At 56.2% G+C, this 966-nt stretch carries 1 rRNA gene; it reads right to left on the bottom strand.

The window, feature by feature from the left end:
* Positions 1-966: ribosomal RNA gene (locus tag CIB93_RS36990) — 23S ribosomal RNA — on the bottom strand; the annotation flags it as partial.

Genomic DNA, 966 nt, shown 5'->3' with positions numbered 1-966 from the left:
CTCCACATCCTTTCCCACTTAGCGTACGCTTAGGGGCCTTAGTCGATGCTCTGGGCTGTTTCCCTCTCGACCATGGAGCTTATCCCCCACAGTCTCACTGCCGCGCTCTCACTTACCGGCATTCGGAGTTTGGCTAAGGTCAGTAACCCGGTAGGGCCCATCGCCTATCCAGTGCTCTACCTCCGGCAAGAAACACACGACGCTGCACCTAAATGCATTTCGGGGAGAACCAGCTATCACGGAGTTTGATTGGCCTTTCACCCCTAACCACAGGTCATCCCCCAGGTTTTCAACCCTGGTGGGTTCGGTCCTCCACGAAGTCTTACCTCCGCTTCAACCTGCCCATGGCTAGATCACTCCGCTTCGGGTCTAGAGCGTGCAACTCAAACGCCCTGTTCGGACTCGCTTTCGCTACGGCTTCCCCACACGGGTTAACCTCGCTACACACCGCTAACTCGCAGGCTCATTCTTCAAAAGGCACGCAGTCACGACTGCATGTGCAAGCACATACAGCGACGCTCCCACGGCTTGTAGGCACACGGTTTCAGGTACTATTTCACTCCGCTCCCGCGGTACTTTTCACCATTCCCTCACGGTACTATCCGCTATCGGTCACCAGGGAATATTTAGGCTTAGCGGGTGGTCCCGCCAGATTCACACGGGATTTCTCGGGCCCCGTGCTACTTGGGTGGTTCTCAAACGAGCCGTTGATGTTTCAGCTACGGGGGTCTTACCCTCTACGCCGGACCTTTCGCATGTCCTTCGCCTACACCAACGGTTTCTGACTCGTCGACCAACCGGCAGATTGATCAAGAGAACTCCCACAACCCCGCATGCGCAACCCCTGCCGGGTATCACACGCATACGGTTTGGCCTCATCCAGTTTCGCTCGCCACTACTCCCGGAATCACGGTTGTTTTCTCTTCCTGAGGGTACTGAGATGTTTCACTTCCCCTCGTTCCCTCC

Origin of the sequence: Streptomyces sp. WZ.A104, from assembly GCF_002382885.1 — a bacterium.
GTDB lineage: Bacteria > Actinomycetota > Actinomycetes > Streptomycetales > Streptomycetaceae > Streptomyces.
The sequence above is the reverse complement of the archived record's forward strand: the minus strand, read 5'-3'. Positions and strand labels throughout refer to the sequence as shown.